This window comes from Empedobacter sp. GD03861 (assembly GCF_029840885.1).
Taxonomy (GTDB): Bacteria; Bacteroidota; Bacteroidia; order Flavobacteriales; family Weeksellaceae; genus Empedobacter; species Empedobacter falsenii_B.
This window is the reverse complement of the sequence record NZ_JAOCDJ010000011.1, coordinates 33813-52679: the sequence shown is the minus strand read 5'-3', so window position 1 is coordinate 52679 and position 18867 is coordinate 33813. Positions and strand designations below refer to the sequence as shown.

The window sequence follows — 18867 nt, the reverse complement described above, 5'->3', positions numbered from 1 at the left end:
ATTCTCATGAGGAAATTACTTTGTTTACTTTTTATTCCGTTGGTGATTGCTTTGCATGCGCAAAAACGTGTGGAATACGATTTATATGTACGTGATACCATTGTTAATTTTTCTGGAAAAGAGAAAAGAGCAATCTCAGTAAATGGTCAAATTCCGATGCCTACTTTAGAGTTTACGGAAGGCGATACGGCTGTCATTCGTGTACATAATAAATTGAACGAAGACACTTCGTTGCATTGGCACGGCGTGTGGTTGCCAAATAAAGAAGATGGGGTTCCGATGTTGACACAAATGGGAATCAAACCTGGTGAAACGTACACGTATTCATTTCCGATTATTCAGAACGGAACGCATTGGTACCACAGTCATTCGGGGTATCAAGAACAAATTGGGATGTACGGTTCGATGATTTTGAAGAAACGCGAAAATGATCCTACGTTCCGAAAAGGAATTGATGATTTACCTACAATTCCTGTGATGTTGAGCGAATGGACAGATCTTAATCCAAAAAATATTCAACGAATGTTGCACAATGCAAACGATTGGGCGGGAATCAAAAAAGGTTCAACGCAAAGTTATGCTGAAGCAATTCGAGAAGGGCATTTCAAAACAAAATTGACCAACGAATGGAAGCGTATGTTGGCGATGGATGTGAGTGATGTTTATTACGAAAAATTCTTGATAAATGCGCAGAATGAAAGTCAACTGAAACAATTCAAAGCAGGAGATAAAGTACGTTTACGCATTTCGAATGGTGGTGCGTCGACTTATTTTTGGTTGCGTTATGCAGGTGGCAAAATTACGGTTGTAGCAAATGATGGAAATGACGTAGAACCTTTAGAAGTTGATCGTTTGATTATTGGCGTTTCCGAAACCTATGATGTTGTAGTTACAGTTCCTGAAGGTGGTTTATCGTACGAATTTCAAGCAACTTCTGAAGACAGAACGGGTTCGGCTTCGTTGTTCATTGGTGATGGAAAGAAACAATTGATGGAACCACTTCCAAAATTGAAGTATTTTGAAGGAATGAAGATGATGAACGACATGATGAATATGAACGGAACAATGAACGATATGGGAATGAAAATGAGCTTACAGCAAATGGACATGAACACCGTGATGTATCCTGAAATTTCTGGCGAAGCGAAAAAGAAATCCAAAAAATCAAAGAAAGATTCTGTTGAAAATCATTCAGAAATGGTTGAAATGGATCATTCTTCGCACGGAAATACATCCTCAAACATTACCACTTTAAATTACGGAATGCTAAAATCACCTGAAAACACAACACTTCCGAAAGATGCTCCAATAAAAGAAATGCGTTTCGAATTAACAGGAAATATGAATCGTTATGTGTGGAGTATGGATAACAAAGTGTTTTCGGAATCGGATAAAATTCCAGTCAAAAAAGGTGAGATTCTGCGTATTACCTTATATAACAATTCGATGATGCGTCACCCAATGCATTTACATGGTTTCGATTTTCGTGTCATTAATAAAAATGGTGAATATTCTCCGCTGAAAAACGTGTTGGATATTATGCCGATGGAAACAAATGTCATCGAATTTGAGGCAAATACAGAAGGTGATTGGTTTTTCCATTGTCATATTTTGTATCACATGATGGGCGGAATGAATCGCGTTTTTGAGGTTGGAGATTATCAAAATCCTAATTTACCAAATAAAAAACATGCTTATAAAATGTTGCAAATGGAAAGTAATATGAAGCATGTTATGGTAGAAAATGATTTCGCTACAAATGGTTTAGATGGTATGTTGATGGTGCAAGATGCACGTTGGGCTTTTACTTCGGAGTGGGGAATTGGTTACAAACCAGAACACGGTTATGAAGTAGAAACACATTTGGGACGTTTTATTGATCGAAATCAATGGTTTCAAGTTTTTGTAGGTTTTGATTGGAATCAACACAAAATGTTAACAGACCACGGAATTGTAGAAAAGAATATTTTTGGTCAAAAAACAGATAGAAACAAAGGATTATTCAGTGCTGGTTTTGTGTATAAATTACCAATGTTAATTGATTTTCAGACCGAAATTTATCAAACAGGAAAAGTTCGTTTGCAACTGATGAGAGAGGATATTCCAATTTCAAAACGAGTTCGCGCTGGTTTTATGTGGAATACAGATAAAGAATATATGGGCGAGTTGAGCTATATCTTGAACAGAAATATGCACATCAGAACTCATTACGATAGCGATATGGGATTCGGTGTAGGATTGAGGTTAGTTTATTAGAAATATAAATAGTATAAAACATAAAAAGCTTCGAGAATTTTCTTGAAGCTTTTTGTTTTTAGATGATGTTGAATGATTAATCCATCGCTTTCAGTTCATTTAAGAAATCAACAATATCTTGTCCAGAATAATCCGCCATTCCCATTGTTGTATGTGCAATATTTCCTTTCTTGTCTAAAATAACTGTTGTTGGTAACGAACCATTAAAAAACTCAGTAGGAATAGATGAATTTGGATAAACTACAGGCAACGATAAATTTTTACGTTCCATAAATTTTGCTACTTTATCACGTTTTCCTTCTACTTCAACCGTCAAAATAACGATTTCGTTATCATCTTTTACTTTATCATAAAGTTTTTGAATTGATGGCATTTCCGCGATACAAGGCGGACACCAAGTTGCCCAAAAATTCATGAATACAACTTTACCTTTCAAATCTTCCATATTGATTGCTTTTCCGTCAGCATACACCATTTCGAATGTATAATTTGCTTTAGATTTTGGTTGAGTTGTTGGTTCAACTTTTTCTAATTTCGGTTCAAATAAGCCTAATTTCATTAAACCTTGTTGCATCATTGCTTTTGCTTCTGGCACAAAAAGTAAGACCAAAGCCAGCGCTCCTATAATAATTGTTGAATAATTTCTTTTGATCATTGCTATAAATTTGTTATTGTTTGTTCCCATTGTAATCCGCTTATATCGGTTAAAACTACTTTGTGAATTTTGTCTGAAATATCAAAATTCAGATTTGCTTTCGCACCCAAAGGTAACACCAAACTGTGTTTGTGCGGTGTAACTTTTGCTACATAATAATTTGAAATTTGTTGTTTGTCTAAATTAGATAACTCTTTCATATCCAAACTTTCAATTATTTCATTTTGATGATTATGAAAATCAATTTGGATTAAAAAAGAGCCATAAACATCAGCGCCTTCTATTCGCATTACATCAAATGAAACCTTGTTTTGATATTGTTTCAAATTAGATATTTCTACTTTTGGTTTGACAGATTTATTGTGCAAAGTCCCGTAAACTCCACCATGAAAAACCTGATTTGTAAACAAAGTAACGAATAAAATAAAAAAACTAAGACCTACAAAATAAGGTCTATACTTTTTGATTGAAATTGAATTCCAATTATTTTCTTGTTGAATAAATTGATTTTTATTGAAAAAATAATCCAACGAAATTTTTCCAGAACCAGCCTGAAATAACGTAAAACCTCCAGCTAATCCTAAAACACCAATTTGCCATTCATCCAGACAAGTTGTACCAATCCAGCCCGAACCAAGTAAAATTCCCATTGCCAAAAAGAAAACGGCAATACTCATGATTCGTGTTTTGTAACCAAGCATTAAGAGTAAGCCTACAACGCCTTCTACAATGGTGAAAATCCACATGTTCCAAAGTAAGGCTTCAGGATTTTCGACTAAATATTGAATAAGTGGTTTGATGAAAAGGGCATTTGGTAAAAAATGATTGAATTTTTCGCCAATATAACCCGCAGCTTCTGGATCAAGTTTATTTTCTAAAATTAAACGCCTCCAAAAGGCAGAAAAGTACGTCCAACCAATGACTAAACGTAACGCCAATACAGCATTACCCATTGATAAAACAGATTTATTTTGCATGAATTTTTATATAAGTGATTGAATATTGTTGTCTAAATTAATTGTGAAAAATTAAGATATCAACGAATATTTCAATTGCTTATACAACAGATAAAAAGGTATTTTTGGTGATTGAATTTCATTCGAATCAATATCTTCTTCAATTAATGAAGAACGTGCTAATACAATGAAATGAATAGATGAATCTGGTAAATCAAAATTCGGAGTATCAAGATTTTTTGTCGATTTTTTAATCGTTTCAAACTTAACAACCGTACACGAATTCGAATGATTTTGATTGATTTTGACTTGAGAAGTTTTTGTTTGATGAACATTTTCTACTTGCAAAATCGTATGAATAGAAGCTTTAATGCTACATGGTGTAAGTAGCACAAAAATCGAAGAGATGATTAAAACGAAACTTCTAAAATTCATGGAACGAAACTAATCATTAATTTTCAATAAAAACCAATTCACAATTAAACTTTAAGAAATTATTAGAATTTCTATCTTTGTCTTGATGAAAGAAAAACCACTATTTTTTGTTTTAATAATTCTAACACTTTTACTTTTCGTTTTGAGTTTAAGCGTTGGAAAAGTTTCGATTTCTTTCATCGAAATTTTTAATGTGTTTTCTGGTCACTCAGACGAAATGTTGCATAATCTTGTTCTTAATTTTCGTTTACCAAAATCATTAACTGCTTTATTGGTCGGAATTTCGTTGCCAATTTCAGGTTTTTTAATGCAAGAATTATTCAAAAATCCGTTGGCAGAACCTTCTGTTTTGGGAATAACTTCGATGGCAAGTTTAGGCGTTGCGATTGTGATTTTTCTTTTTTCGATGATTGGTTTAGAAGAATTTCTTAATAATCCTTGGATTACAATTATAGCTTCATTTTTAGGCGCAATTGTCGCGTTGTTTTTGGTTATTTCATTATCATTTCGTGTTAAATCATCTGTATCTTTGGTGATTATCGGATTTATGGTTGCAGGTTTAGCAGGTGCATTAATTGGCATGATGCAATATTTTGCTCCTTCCGATAAAATAAAAACGTATTTAGTTTGGGGATTTGGCTCATTAAGCGGATTGTCTTGGGAACAATTAGGCGTTTTTGGTTTATTTATTTTGAGCGGAATTATTGTTTCATTATTTACTTTACGTGGAATTACAGCCTTATTATTGGGCGAAAAATATGCACAATCATTAGGAATTAATATCAAAAAATTACGTTTCACGATTTTAGTTTCGACAGCTTTATTAACGGCATCTGCTACGGCTTTTGCAGGACCAATTAGCTTCATTGGATTGGCAGTTCCACATATTTGTAGAACATTATTACGAACAGGTGATATGAAAATTTTGTACCGATGGATTTTTGTTTCTGGAATATTTTTTATGTTATTATTTTCGATTTTGACAGAAGTTTTTCCGTTCGGAACATTACCAATTAATATCATTACCGCATTGTTTGGAGCGCCGATTGTCATTAGTATTTTGTTGAATAATAAAAATGAAGTGCGATGAAAAATACCGTTTTGAAATTAGAAAATGTTTCAGTTGGATATGGTTCAAAAGAAATTGTTTCGGCTATAAATGCGACTATAAATTCGAATGAATTAGTTGCTGTTTTAGGAAAAAATGGAGCAGGAAAATCAACATTGATTAATTCGATTTTAGGTTTTCAGAAAACATTGAATGGAGAAATTTATTTAGAAAATAAGCCAATCAAAAAATTATCTTCTCAAGAAATTGCACAGCAAATAGCAGTTGTTTTACCACGTTTGTCGATTGTTCCAAAAATCAAAGTTTCGGAATTGGTTGCCATGGGACGTTTGCCTTATCACAAGGTTTTGAAAAAGATTTCTAACGAAGAACAAAACTTAATTGATGAGGTTTTAGAATTGGTTGGAATTACAAATTTAGCAAATCAATTTGCGAATGAAATTAGCGAAGGTCAATTACAATTGGTGATGATTGCACGTGCATTATGTCAAGATGCTAAATTGGTAATTTTGGATGAGCCTACTTCTAATTTAGATTTAGCGAATCAATATCGTATTTTCAATTTATTGACTGAATTAAAATTAAAAACAGATAAATCATTTCTAATGATCACACACGAAGTTGATTTTGCTTTAGAGAAAGCAGATAAAATTTGGTGGATTGAAAATGGAAACCTTTTCGAAAATATTCCAGAACAAATGGCTTTTGAGCATCAAATTATTCAGAAGTTATCCAATCAAAATCTGATATATGATGAAAAAAATAATCGCTTTTCGACACAAAAATCATTTTCTAAAACGATTGGTGTAAAAGGAAATTCGGAATTGGCTTTTTGGGTAAAAAATGCCTTAATTCGTAATGGAATTTCTGTTGAAAATAATGCGGAAAATCATATTGAAATCACAGAAAATAACATCATCTTTGAAGGAATAAAGTTTGAAACGATAGAAGAAATTGTAAATTTTGTACAACACTATGAAAAATATAATTGTAACGGGAGCGAGTAGAGGAATTGGTTTTGAATTGGCAAAACAACATTTGGAATTAGGAAATCGAGTGTTGACAGTCTCTCGAAATGTAGATAAATTGAAGGAATTAACAGCTTTTGCAAAAGAAAATCAATATCAGTTTATCGGTGTTGATTTGGCTAATTTTGATGAGATTTCAGATGTTTTGAAAGCTGTGGAATCTTGGAATAAAGTAGATGTTTTGTACAATAATGCGGGAGTTTGTATCAACAAACCATTTATAGAAATGCAACAAGAGGATTTGTTAACTTCTTGGCAGATTAATTTTATGGCACCTTATCGCTTGATACAAGTTTTGATGCCAAAATTTGATACATCTTCTCATGTAGTTAATATTTCGACGATGGGAGCTGTACAAGGTTCGGTGAAATTTCCTGGTTTGTCTGTTTATTCGTCTTCAAAATCTGCAACGGTTAATTTGACTGAATTGTTAGCAGAAGAATTAAATGAACTTGGTCCAAGAATAAACGCAGTAGCGTTAGGAGCGGTGCAAACAGAAATGTTAGAAGAAGCGTTTCCGGGATATATTGCGCCTTTACAACCAGATGAAATGGCCGAATATTTGGTCGATTTTGGATTAAACGGTTGGAAATATTTTAACGGAAAAATTCAACAAGCTTCTATTTCTACGCCATAAAAAAACGTAATAAGAATCTATATAGAAGATGTAATCTGCATAAAAAAATAAGTTTTTATGCAGATTTTTTTATTTGAAATTAATGGAATGTCCTTAAAACTAAAACCTTATTTTTGTAGTATGCATATTTTAGTAGTAGAAGATGATCAAAGAATGTCTGAATTAATTCGAAGAGGATTAATAGAAAATGGATTCGAAGTTACTGTAGTTTATGATGGTGAAATGGCACTTAAATTAGCTCTTCGCGAAGAGTATGATTTAATTGTATCTGACATAATTTTACCTAAATTAAGTGGATTAGATTTTTGTCAAGAAATCAAAAAACAGAAACCTTTTCTTCCTATTATTATGTTAACAGCTCTTGGAACAACAGATGATAAAGTAGAAGGATTTGATGCTGGTGCAGATGATTATATGGTGAAACCTTTTGAAATGCGAGAACTTGTTGCTAGAATAGGGGTTTTATCAAAAAGAAATTTTAATCATAATTCACAATCCTTTTTATTAAAATATGATACTTTAGAGATGAATCTTCATACTAAAATTATAAAAAGAGAAGAAAAAGAAATTGATTTAACACCTAAAGAATTTCGATTATTACAGTATATGCTAGAAAATAAAGAACGAGTTTTGTCTAGAAATGAAATTGCAGAAAATGTTTGGGACACACATTTTGATACAGGAACTAATTTTATTGATGTTTATATAAATTATTTAAGAAATAAAATTGATAAACATTTTTCTACAAAACTAATTCACACAAAAACAGGTCAGGGATTTATATTTAAAAAAGATGAAAATAAAAGTTAAACTGACGATTTTATTCACTTTGCTTACAGCTGCAATACTTTTCTTTTTTGCTTTTATTATTTATTATTCAGCTAAAAAAGATAGAGAAAAAGAGTTTTTTGAATTATTGAAAAAAGAAGCAATTACAAAATCAAATCTTTTTCTTAAAGCTAAAGTTCCTTCAGAAGTTTTACATAATATTTATCATAATAATAGACAAACAATCAATGAAGTAGAAGTTGCGGTTTATAATCAAAACAAAAAACTACTTTATCATGATGCTGTTGAAATAGATTTTGTAAAAGAAACTGACGAATTATTTGATGAAATACAACAAAAAGGATTTGTAATTTTTTATCAAGATAAATGGCAAGTGGTTGGAATGAATTATGTTGTAGATGGCAATCATTACATTGTAACAGCGGCTGCTTTAGACGAATATGGATACAGTAAAATGAACAATTTATTGAAAAACATCATACTGATTTATATTCTTTCTTTGCTATTAATTATTTTGTCTGCTTTCTTTTTTACAAATAAAGCAATCAATCCAGTAAAAGAAATAACAAATAAAGCCAAACAAATTTCTGCTTCGAATTTAGATTTGAGAATTGAATTGAAGTCAAAAGGAGATGAGTTAGCAGAATTAACAACAACAATTAATCAAATGTTGCAACGATTAGAAAACTCTTTTGATGCACAAAAAAACTTTGTTTCTAATATTGCACATGAACTTCGTACACCTTTGGCTGCAATTATAACAGAGTTAGAAATGGCTGTAGATAAAGTGCATACTAATGAAGAGTATCAACAGTTAATCCAATTTGCATTGAATGATACGAAAAGAATTGTTCGTCTTTCAAATAGTTTGCTTGATATGGCAAAAGCAAGTTATGATCCTTCGGAAATAAATTTTAAAACGATTCGGATTGATGAAATACTTTTAGATTCTGTTGCGCAAATTCAAAAAAGCAATAAAGAGTATAAAGTAGATTTAAATTTTATTAGAATACCAGAAGAAGAAAACGAAGTTGCAGTTATAGGAAATGAGTATTTATTAAAGGTTGCTTTTACTAATCTAATAGAAAATGCTTGCAAATATTCAATTAATAATAGTTGTATTGTTCAAGTTGATTTTGATGATAAAGACGTGAAAATTAATTTTATTAATAAAGGAGATAAAATTGATCAAGAAGAATTAGCATTGATTTTTAAACCTTTTTTTAGAAGTGATAAACATAAAAATATTCAAGGACAAGGAATAGGATTACCTCTGACAAAGAAAATTGTCGATTTACATGATGCTCGTTTAGAATTATATTCTGAAGAAGGAAAAGAGACTATTTTTCAGATCGTATTGAAGAAGTCATAATAAAACTTAAATCATTAAAAAAAAAATAATGGAAGCCTGCTATTTAGCAGGCTTTTTTTGTTCTAATAAAATTCTAATATTCTTCTAAAGGGTTTCTAACAGCAGTAGCTTTTGATGTATTGTAAATTTGCACCAGAAAAAAATATAATGGAAACAGATTCCCAATTTGTCAAACAATAAACCTAAGATTCATTTATAACTGCTTTTGAGATAATTGAAATTTTGGTTTGTCTTAAAAAAGGAAATAAAATGAATTTAATGAATTTTACAATGCAGTTAGGATTAGCTTTTCTATTAGGAGCTGCAATAGGTTTAGAGCGAGAATATCGTCAAAAAAGTGCTGGATTAAGAACAAATACTTTAGTATGTGTGGGTTCAGCAGCGTTTATATTAATGTCTTATTCTATCGGAGGTGATGCAGTAGGACGAATAGCTTCATATGTTATCAGCGGAATAGGTTTTTTAGGCGCTGGAGTAATCATGAAAGATGGATTAAGTGTAAGAGGATTGAATACTGCCGCTACCATTTGGTGTTCAGCAGCAATTGGGTTATTTGTCGGTTCAGGACTTTCAATAGAAGCAGTTATACTTACTTCAATTATAATGTTAGCGCATCTACTATTAAGACCAATTAGCAATCACATTTATCGTTATTCTTTCAAAAATAAAAACCACAAGGATACTGAATATTTATTGGTAATAAAATGTAGAAATGATGTAGAAAATCATTTGAGAGTATTACTAATGCGATCAATAGAGAATAATGAAAATCTTATGATGAAGTCTCTTTCAAGTGATGATGATTTAATAAATGATTCTGTAATGATTTCAGCAGAAATATCAGCTTTAAATCAACAAGATAGTCTTTTAGAAAAAATAGCAAGTCGATTAACAATTGAAAAAGATGTCCAGAAAATTCGTTGGGAAATTATAAGTAACGAAGTGTAAAAATAATAAACAGTAATAAGAATATACAGAAAAAATATCTCATGAAAATAACAAGATTAACTCATTTTATACTGCTTTTAGTAGGAAGTGCAATGTTTTTGACGAATAGTTGTAAAAATAAAACAGAGCAAACTGATAATCCAGATTTTTATTGGGTAAATAATGAAATAGAATTATCAGAAAATTCTCCAATAGAATCTAAATTGAAATTAGAAACATCAAAACTTCAAACGATAGAATCGGAGTTAAGTTCGACAGGAGTTGTAAAAGCAATTCCTGAACGATTTGCTCAGGTAGCATCGCCTTTTGCAGGACGCATAGTAAAATCTTTCGTCACATTGGGACAGTATGTGAAAAAAGGCTCTCCCATTTTTGAAATAAAATCTTCAGAATATTTTTCAGCTCAGCAAGAATATTTTTCAGCTCAGCAAGAGTTAAAACAAGCAGAAATGAATTTGAAACGTCAAAAAGATTTATACAATCATGCTGTAGGTGTAAAAAGAGAATTAGAGGAGGCTGAGACAGATTACAAGTTAAAGAAAATAGCAACAGATCAAACTGCTGCATCATTAAAAGTTTTTAATTCATCTTCTAGAGTAGGAATGGGGCAATCTTTAATTGTTCGGTCTCCTATTTCTGGACGAGTTGTAAGCAGTGATTTAGTTGTTGGACAATTCATAAAAGAAGATCATGAAGCTTTAGTTACAGTAGCAGAATTATCAAAGGTATGGATTTCGGCACAAGTAAAAGAACATAATTTAGGTTTCTTAGAAGAGTTAAAACATATAACATTTACAGTTGATGCTTTTCCATCAAAAATATTCGAAGGAAAAGTAATTAATATAGGACAATTATTAAATGAAGAAACGAGGAGTGTTGATGTGCTTATAGAAACGGATAATAATCAATTTGTTTTAAAACCAGGAATGTATGTTAACGTAACATTGAATAGTCTAGATAAAGAAGAGATAATCCTTCCTGCAAAAGCTGTTTTTCAAGAAAAAGAAAATCAATATGTTTTTGTGAAAATAGGTGATAGAAAATATCGAAAAGCAAATGTAAAAGCAATTGGAACTTCAGAAAATAACGATTTTGTTCGTGTTACAGATGGTTTAAAAGTAGGAGAAAGAGTAGTGATTGAAGGAGGTATCTTTTTAATGGGAGCAAAATAAATAAGCTATTGAGATGAATAAACTAATAGAAATGGCGATTGCCAAAAAATGGTTAATGGTAGCTTTGTTTTCTTTGGCTGCATTCTTTGGATATTATTCTTGGAAACAATTATCTATCGAAGCTTATCCTGATATCGCTGATGTAACTTCGCAAGTAGTAACTCAAGTTCCTGGGTTGGCTGCGGAAGAAGTAGAACAACAAATAACAATTCCAATAGAAAGAGAGCTAAATGGTTTACCAGGTATGCATGTTATGCGTAGCAAAAGTACATTTGGATTATCTATAATTACGATTGTATTTAAAGATGGAGTAGATGATTATTGGGCTCGTATGAGAATTCAAGAACGATTGAATGATATTGAGTTGCCGTATGGAGCTGAACCAAGATTAGATCCTTTAACATCTCCTATTGGAGAAGTATTTCGTTATATTATTGAAAGTGATACAAAGAGTTTAAGAGAATTAACAGATTTACAACGCTTTGTTATTGTACCAAGAATTAATCAAGTTTCAGGAGTTGCAGAAGTAACAAATTTTGGAGGAATTACAACGCAATATCAAATAGAAATAGATCCAAATAAATTAACTCAGTATGATGTTTCGTTAAATGATATTGTAGAAACAATAGAAAAAAATAACATTAATGCAGGAGGAAGTACATTACCTCAAGGAGATATAGGATATGTGATTAGAGGAATAGGTCTTGTAAAAGATTTAGAAGATTTTGGTAAGATTGTTATTAAATCAGAAAAAGGTGTACCTGTTTTATTATCAGATATAGGCGAATTAAAATATGGAAACTTAGAGCGAAAAGGAATTTTAGGTTATAGCGATAAAAGCCGAAATCATAGTGACGGAATTGAAGGGATAGTTCTATTGTTAAAAGGAGAAGATACTTCTGTAGTTTTAGAAGGTATTCATGAAGCTGTAGATGAATTGAATAATGATTTGTTGCCAAAAGATGTAAAAATACATGCATTTTTAGATCGTACAGATTTAGTCGATACAACACTTAATACTGTTTCGTACACATTAATGGAAGGTATTTGTTTAGTCGTTATTGTACTTATTGTATTTCTTGGAAGTTGGAGAGGAGCTCTTCTAGTAGCTATAACAATTCCTATTTCATTGCTTATAGCATTTATATTAATGCATTTTACATCCATTCCAGCTAATTTACTTTCGTTAGGAGCTATAGATTTCGGAATTATTGTAGATGGAGCTATTGTGATGATGGAAACCGTTTTGAAAAAAAGAGAGGAAAATCCTAAAGAAGAATTAAAGGAGAAAACTATTTCAACGGTTGCAAAGCAAGTAGCAAAACCAATATTTTTTGCAACACTAATTATTATAACAGCTTATTTACCATTGTTCGCTTTTGAAAGAGTAGAACGTAAACTTTTTACTCCGATGGCTTTTACTGTTGGTTATGCATTACTTGGAGCTTTATCAGTTGCACTTTTATTAATCCCAGGATTAGCATTTGTAATGTATAAAAAACCAAGAAAAATTTATCATAATAAATGGTTGGAAAAGCTGACGAAATCTTATTCAAAGGTTATCAAAAAAATAATTGCTAAACCCAAAAAAGTTATTCTACCATTACTTCTAATTCTTGCTAGCGCGACAGTATTATCTATTTCTGTTGGAAAAGATTTTTTACCAACATTAGACGAAGGTTCTATTTGGTTACAAGTAGAATTACCTCCAGGATTATCGGTAGAGAAGTCAAAAGAAATGAGCGATGTATTGAGAGAACATACAATGAAATATGACGAAGTTACCTATGTAATGGTTCAAGCTGGTAGAAATGATGACGGAACAGATCCATGGACAGCATCTCATTTTGAAGTTTCAATAGGACTGAAACCATATAAAGAATGGCCTAGAGGAAAAACGAAGAATGATTTGATTCGAGAATTAGAATCAGAGTATGCTAGTATGCCAGGATATACAGTTGGTTTTTCACAACCAATGATTGATGGCGTTATGGATAAAATTTCAGGAGCACATAGTGAGTTGGCTGTAAAAATATATGGGAAAGATTTTACTGAAACACGTAAAATAACTGAGAATATCATGAAAGAATTAAAAATGGTAAAAGGTGCTGTTGATGTATCAATAGATCAAGAACCACCTTTACCTCAACTTCAAATTCATGCTAATCGAGATAAAATTGCACAATATGGATTGAATGTTTCTGATGTTTCAGAATTAATAGAAGTCGCAATTGGAGGAAAAGCTATTTCTCAAATATTTTCAGATGATAGAGTATATGATTTTACTTGTAGATATAAAGAAGATAGTAGAAATACACCAGAAAAAATACGACAATTAACTTTGACAAATGTAGATGGTGTAAAAATACCATTAGCGCAAGTTGCCGATGTAAAACTAAATACAGGAGAAAGTACAATTACGCGTGAAATGAATAAACGTCATTTGACAATAAAACTGAATTTGAGAGACCGCGATTTAAGTTCTTTCCTAAAAGAAGCCCAAAATAAAATAGAACAAAATATTGATTATGACCATAGTCAATATCATATTAAATGGAGTGGACAGTTTGAAAATCAAGACAGAGCTTATAAAAGACTTTCAGTTATTATTCCAATTGCAATATTAGTCATGTTTATACTTTTATATGCAGCATTCGGTAAATTGAGACAAGCTTTGCTTTTAATAGGAATTATTCCTTTGGCGATATTCGGTGGAATGTTAGCTTTAAATGTAAGAGGAATGACGTTGAATGTATCTTCAGCAGTTGGTTTTATTGCATTATTTGGAGTTGCAATTCAGAATGGAGTGATTATGATTTCTCAAATCAATTTACTGAAAAATAAAGGAATGGAACTTTCTCAAGCTGTTATAGAAGGTACAAAAAATCGTTTCAGACCTGTTTTGATGACAGCTACAGTTGCGATTCTAGGATTATTACCAGCTTCATTAGAAACAGGAATAGGATCAGATGTTCAACGTCCATTAGCAACGGTTATCGTATACGGATTATTATTCTCAACAATCATTACACTTTTTGCCCTTCCAGCTTTGTATTATATGATCGAAAAGAAATGGGGAAAAGATTCAGTAGAAAAATCAGTTAATCAAAAACAAGATTAAAATGAAAAAATATTGGTTATTAGTTGTGTGTAGTTTATTTATAGTAAATACTAAATTAATTGCTCAAACAACAAGTGAAAACGAGTTAGATTATAAAAAATTTATAGAAACAGTTCAGGCAAACAATATTTCTTATACAGCAGAACGCTTTAATGTAGATATTGCCGAAACAGAAATTTTAAGTGCAAAAGCATTTACGGATCCCGAACTTCAATTTGAATATTTTGATAATGGAGAAGCCAAAAGAAAAATGGGACTTGGATATTCAGCGGAAGTTGGATGGGTTTTAGAATTAGGAGGAAAAAGAAAAGCTCGAATTAATTTAGCTAAAAGTGAATTTGAATTAACGAAATTAATTCTTTTAGATTATTTCAAAAATTTAAAAGCAGACGCAACATTAGGATTTCTTCAAACAATCTATCAGAAAGAAATGTTGAATGTAAAAGAGAATTCTTATAACATGATGAATCAGTTAGCAAATTCGGATGAAATAAGATTCAAATTAGGAGAGATTTCTGAAACTGATGCAAGACAAAGTCGATTAGAAACTCAGTCATTAAAAAATGAAATAATACAAGCAGAAACAGATTTTGCTACATCAAAAATTCGATTGTCAACTTTTATGGGAATTGATCAATATGCAGATTTATTTTCTACAGTAGGAGATTTGAAAACGTTTCAACGTGATTTTGATTTAATCAATTTGACTGAAATGGCCTTAAGTAATCGAACAGATTTATTAGTAGCCTTGCAAAGTAAAGATGTTAGTCAAAGAATGATTGATTTAGCCAAAGCAAATCGTGCAATAGATTTGGGACTGATTTTAGGATTAGAGCATTCAACAGCTGTTAGAAATTTGATAGCAGAAACTCCTCAGTTCACACAAATTAAAGGAGGAGTAAATATTCCATTGAAATTTTCTAATAAATATAATAATGAATTGAAGGTTGCTAAAATGCAATTTAAACAAGAGGAGCTAAATTATAAACAAATAGAATTAGAGATTAAATCTCAAGTAAAAGAAGCATATGAGTTGTATGAAGGTTATAAAAAACAGTTGAAACAATTTGATATTGAAATATTAAAAAATGCGAATTTAATATTAGAGGCTAAAAAATACAGTTACAAAAGAGGAAATTCGTCTTTGTTAGAGGTTCTAGACGCTCAACGTACTTATAATGAAACTCAAAATCAATATTTGGAAACTCTTTATAATTGTGCTTCAGGTCTTATTGACTTAGAAAGAGTAGTAGGAATTTGGGATATTGATTTTTAAATCTTTACTAACTCTAAAGATTTATGAATTATTTTCGTGATGATTTTTCAATTAAATGTCTAGGACATATTTCAACGGAAAAATTCAACAAGCTTCTATTTCTACACTTTAGGAAAATAGAATTTAGATGAAATAAAAAAATCCAACTTTGTGAAGAGTTGGATTTTTTTAATGCTATTTATTTAAAATTAATTGTAACTAAAAAATAATGTGGAATTTTGAAATGTTCGCCCAATTTTTCTGGTGCAATATCTGATTGAGCAACTTCACAATATGAACCTGAACCATCTGGATGAATTGTTGGAGTGAGAATAGTAAATATTGCATTTTTCTTATTTGGATTGATTGTTATTTCTTTTTTCTCTCCAAAAAAATCTTTTAAAGCATATTTATCTGAATCATTCATAAGAATGAAATAAGATTTTTTTGTTCCAAAAAGATCGCTTCTAATATATGTTTTAAGTTTTCCATCACTCATTTTGAAAAAGAATTTTAATGATAATGAATTTGAATTAATCTTGAAATAATCAGATTCTGAAGAGTCAAAAAGTAACTTTTTAGTAGTAAATTTTCCATTTTTATATTCTTCAAGATTAATTTGATAATTTTTTCCGTTTAGTAAATCTCCCTCAAAATTTAAAGTTTCGATATAAATATTTTCAAAATCAGTGATATCTTGAATTTCACCATTATCGCTTCCGTATTTATAAGTCATTTTTATTGTATTTTGACTGAATGCAAAATTTGAAATTAAGAATAAAGAGAAAGTAAATTTTAATAGTTGCTTCATTTTTATAGTTTTAATAATATACTATAAATGACGCAAAAAATAAATGAATGTTGCATTTATCTAAAAAAATAGATTGAAGTGCTTGAATAATAGATCTAATTCGATTCAAAAACTCGTTTTCTAAAAATATACATCAATGGAAAACTGCGTAAAAACATCCAAATTCCAAATGCAATCCAAATTCCATAAATATTTAAACCAAAGTAATCTGCAAGATAAATGGTTGGTAGAAACCCAAGAAATGTTGCGATAATTAAGTTGTTTCGCAAGAGTTTTGCATCGCCCATTCCCTTGAAAAATCCATCAAAAATATAAGCCAATGTGTTGATTGGTTGCATTAATAAAACCATCCAAAATACAGAATTGAAAATGATCAAAACATTTGGATCTTGATTGAAAATTTGCCCAATTTGATTATAAAAAATGAAACAAATCGCAATTAAAATACACGCAATTAAAACTGAATATTTGGAAATATCTTTGCTTAAAATCCAAAGTTTAGGATAGTTTCGTTCGCCTTGTAAACGACCTGCCATCGCGTTTCCAGCACCTGCATATCCGTCAATAAAGAATGAAAAGAACAACCAAATATTCATCAAAATACTTTGCGCGGCGATATAATTTTTTCCGTAATCGGTGGCGTAAGAATTCGCAAGAAAAAATGTAACATTCAACGAAGCTGTTCGTAAAATAAAATTGAAACTTAAGTTGATATATTTCTTAAAAAGTGGATGAATGGTTTTTCCTGGATTTAATCCAAATGAAGTTTTCGTGAAATAGTAGTAAAACGCCATAATTACCATAATCAATTGTGCAATCAAACTTGCATAAGCAGCGCCTTTAATATGATAAGCGGGAATTATCCCATTTACTCCAAAGATTAGAATATAGTCTAAAAAGACATGAACAAATGCAGCTGTTAAACTACATTTCATTGCCCAAACGGTGTTTTGCATTCCTCTAAATGCTCCAAAAAGAGTGAGCGAAATAAGTGTTAATGGAAAACCAAATGCTCTGATTTTGTAATAATCTACTGAAAATTGAAGAACCAAATCTTTTGCATTGTACAATTCGAATAGATTTTGTGCAAAAAAATACGTTGGTATAAAGATAAGTAAACTCAAAAATATATTGAAATACATCGCTTGCGGAACTAAAGTTTTGAGACTATCCAATTTATTTGCTCCAAAACTTTGCGAAACCAAAGACGAAATAGAAGTTTTGGTTTGGGCAACTATCCAAATAATTCCTGAAAGAAAAGAACCAACTAAACCAGTCGCAGCAAGTGCTTCAACCGAATATTCTTTTACATTACCCACCATCGCAATATCGGTTAAGGTAATAAGAGATTCGGCAATTCCTGAAAAAATAGCAGGAATCGCTAATTGATTAATTTGTTTGAACGTAATTCTATCCAAAACCAAACTCATTACGAAAAATTATTTTTTTACGCGTTTGTATGGTGGTTTGTTTTTGATGATTTGACTCAACATAAATAAGGTAGTTCCGACCAATGTGAAATAAGCTAAAAGTGGTAAGCCAGGAATGTGATAATCGTTGTATTTGAACATGAAAATACACGCTAAATATCCAGCGAAAATCAAATAATAAATTACTTTTTTGAATGATCCGTATGTAAATTTTCCTCGAATATATTCAATCAAATTCAACAGAATTAAGAAGAAATAAAAACCGAAAAAGATAGAGCGCAATGGATTAATCGGACGATCGGTTGTTCTTATATTCACCATTAAATTGTAATTGTAAACACCGTTATAAATTAATAACAATAAGATAAGAACGATAATAATACGAAGTATTTTCATAAAGTATTTTTACATTAAAAAAAGCTGTCGAAACAGCTTTTGATATTATTTAACAGGTTTGAAATCTAACGAAAGCGAATTCACACAATAACGTAAACCAGTTTCTGTAGGTCCGTCATCAAAAACGTGTCCTAAATGGCTTCCACAATTTCCGCAAAGAATTTCTGTTCTCTTCATTCCGTGCGAAGTGTCTACGCGTTCTACAATTTTACCTTCTTTTATTTCTTTGTCAAAACTTGGCCAACCACAATGTCCATCAAACTTAGAAGAAGAAGAAAACAATTCTTCTCCACACGCATTACATGTATAAATTCCGTTTTCGAAATGCATGTTGAATTTTCCTGTAAAAGGACGTTCTGTTCCAGCTTCTCTTAAAACATAATATTCTTCAGAAGAAAGTTCTTTTTTCCATTCTTCGTTTGACTTATTGATATTGAATTGAGGTTTTTCGTTCATCGTAACAGTGTTTGAAGGTTGTTCTACTTTAGCATCTTCTTTCTTGTGTTGAGATGTACAAGCAGCCATAAGGCTCATTAT

Annotated in this window: 17 protein-coding genes; 10 read left to right on the top strand and 7 right to left on the bottom strand. The window is 31.0% G+C overall.

The genetic code is table 11. The features are described 5' to 3' along the window. Positions 1–6 precede the first annotated feature (6 nt). The gene (locus N5D03_RS07790) at positions 7–2256 is read left to right on the top strand and encodes a multicopper oxidase domain-containing protein (protein WP_280051321.1); all 2250 of its coding nucleotides are present in this window, start codon (positions 7–9) and stop codon (positions 2254–2256) included. A 76-nt stretch (positions 2257–2332) separates the two neighbouring features. Here the strand turns inward: N5D03_RS07790 and N5D03_RS07785 are convergent, their stop codons facing one another. Genes N5D03_RS07785 through N5D03_RS07775 form a run of 3 tightly spaced genes read right to left on the bottom strand, consistent with a single transcriptional unit; the run spans position 2333 to position 4302 of the window. Beyond that, complete coding sequence (locus tag N5D03_RS07785; protein WP_280051320.1) at positions 2333–2911, bottom strand: TlpA disulfide reductase family protein; 579 nt, start codon at positions 2909–2911, stop codon at positions 2333–2335. A gap of 2 nt (positions 2912–2913) precedes the next feature. Beyond that, positions 2914–3888 carry a TQO small subunit DoxD gene (locus N5D03_RS07780; protein WP_260509588.1) on the bottom strand — a complete coding sequence of 325 codons (975 nt, stop codon included), beginning with the start codon at positions 3886–3888 and terminating at the stop codon, positions 2914–2916. A gap of 51 nt (positions 3889–3939) precedes the next feature. Further along, positions 3940–4302: a hypothetical protein gene (locus tag N5D03_RS07775; RefSeq protein WP_280051319.1), complete on the bottom strand. Its 363-nt coding sequence runs from the start codon at positions 4300–4302 to the stop codon at positions 3940–3942. Between the two features lie 85 nt (positions 4303–4387). On the opposite strand from N5D03_RS07775, the gene N5D03_RS07770 reads away from it, so the two are divergent. The 9 genes from N5D03_RS07770 to N5D03_RS07730 all read left to right on the top strand — a co-directional run bounded on the left by N5D03_RS07770 (position 4388) and on the right by N5D03_RS07730 (position 15714). Continuing rightward, positions 4388–5392, top strand: a complete 1005-nt coding sequence (locus N5D03_RS07770) for an iron ABC transporter permease (RefSeq protein WP_280051318.1) — start codon at positions 4388–4390, stop codon at positions 5390–5392. Then, complete coding sequence (locus N5D03_RS07765) at positions 5389–6378, top strand: ABC transporter ATP-binding protein (protein WP_280051317.1); 990 nt, start codon at positions 5389–5391, stop codon at positions 6376–6378. The genes N5D03_RS07770 and N5D03_RS07765 overlap by 4 nt, the downstream gene beginning before the upstream one ends. Then, entirely contained in the window at positions 6347–7036 is a 690-nt protein-coding gene (locus N5D03_RS07760) for an SDR family NAD(P)-dependent oxidoreductase (RefSeq protein ID WP_114999363.1), read from the top strand. Before N5D03_RS07765 ends, N5D03_RS07760 begins: the two co-directional genes overlap by 32 nt. Positions 7037–7156: 120 nt before the next feature. Further along, entirely contained in the window at positions 7157–7846 is a 690-nt protein-coding gene (locus tag N5D03_RS07755) for a response regulator transcription factor (protein WP_114999365.1), read from the top strand. Beyond that, on the top strand, positions 7830–9197 hold the full coding sequence (locus tag N5D03_RS07750) for a HAMP domain-containing sensor histidine kinase (protein ID WP_280051316.1): 1368 nt from the start codon (positions 7830–7832) through the stop codon (positions 9195–9197). Before N5D03_RS07755 ends, N5D03_RS07750 begins: the two co-directional genes overlap by 17 nt. A 249-nt stretch (positions 9198–9446) precedes the next feature. Further along, complete coding sequence (locus tag N5D03_RS07745; RefSeq protein ID WP_219034440.1) at positions 9447–10145, top strand: MgtC/SapB family protein; 699 nt, start codon at positions 9447–9449, stop codon at positions 10143–10145. Positions 10146–10186: 41 nt separating this feature from the next. Continuing rightward, entirely contained in the window at positions 10187–11317 is a 1131-nt protein-coding gene (locus tag N5D03_RS07740) for an efflux RND transporter periplasmic adaptor subunit (protein ID WP_280051315.1), read from the top strand. A 13-nt stretch (positions 11318–11330) separates the two neighbouring features. Continuing rightward, on the top strand, positions 11331–14438 hold the full coding sequence (locus N5D03_RS07735; protein WP_280051314.1) for a CusA/CzcA family heavy metal efflux RND transporter: 3108 nt from the start codon (positions 11331–11333) through the stop codon (positions 14436–14438). Position 14439: 1 nt separating this feature from the next. Beyond that, positions 14440–15714 (top strand): TolC family protein, encoded by a 1275-nt coding sequence (locus N5D03_RS07730; protein WP_280051313.1) that lies wholly within the window; start codon positions 14440–14442, stop codon positions 15712–15714. A gap of 178 nt (positions 15715–15892) precedes the next feature. Here the strand turns inward: N5D03_RS07730 and N5D03_RS07725 are convergent, their stop codons facing one another. From N5D03_RS07725 to msrB, 4 genes are all read right to left on the bottom strand, one after another. Continuing rightward, on the bottom strand, positions 15893–16504 hold the full coding sequence (locus tag N5D03_RS07725; protein WP_052217996.1) for a hypothetical protein: 612 nt from the start codon (positions 16502–16504) through the stop codon (positions 15893–15895). A 95-nt stretch (positions 16505–16599) separates the two neighbouring features. After that, positions 16600–17934: an MATE family efflux transporter gene (locus N5D03_RS07720; protein ID WP_280051312.1), complete on the bottom strand. Its 1335-nt coding sequence runs from the start codon at positions 17932–17934 to the stop codon at positions 16600–16602. Between the two features lie 9 nt (positions 17935–17943). Continuing rightward, positions 17944–18330, bottom strand: coding sequence for a hypothetical protein (locus N5D03_RS07715; RefSeq protein WP_280051311.1), 387 nt, complete (start codon positions 18328–18330; stop codon positions 17944–17946). Between the two features lie 45 nt (positions 18331–18375). Beyond that, positions 18376–18786 (bottom strand): peptide-methionine (R)-S-oxide reductase MsrB, encoded by a 411-nt coding sequence (msrB, locus tag N5D03_RS07710; RefSeq protein ID WP_038337020.1) that lies wholly within the window; start codon positions 18784–18786, stop codon positions 18376–18378. Positions 18787–18867: the final 81 nt, after the last annotated feature.